At 27.8% G+C, this 367-nt stretch carries 1 protein-coding gene; it reads right to left on the reverse strand.

The window, feature by feature from the left end:
• Window positions 1-43 precede the first annotated feature (43 nt).
• Window positions 44-367: hypothetical protein (locus tag G4407_RS16345; RefSeq protein WP_173689715.1), on the reverse strand; the 324-nt coding region annotated here is incomplete at its 5' end.

The following is a 367-nucleotide window of genomic DNA, read 5'->3' on the forward strand; positions in this document are numbered from 1 at the left end:
ATTATATCCTATTTGTTTCTTATCTTTCAACCGCTTATTTGTGTTAAATTTCTTTTCCTTCTGTGATGGTAAAATAGGTAAACTTTTTATGATCCATTTGAATTTTTATTATGATGGAATGTTTCTTTGATTTTTCTTCTTTTATCAATTCTAATTCTACTTTTACCAAGTAACTATTGGATTCTTTTGTTATGTTAATGTCTGTTAAATTGTAGGAATCGTATTGTTGCAAAATCTTTGCTGGTAAATAATAAAATGTCTTTAAAAAGGATTGAAATGACTCTTCTGTTATGAAATATTTTTGCAAAGGCTGAGATAACGCCTGATTGTCTCTTCCGGTTTCCAGAATTTTTTTGTATTCTGTCTC

This window comes from Allocoprococcus comes, from assembly GCF_013300725.1.
Lineage (GTDB): Bacteria > Bacillota > Clostridia > Lachnospirales > Lachnospiraceae > Allocoprococcus > Allocoprococcus comes_A.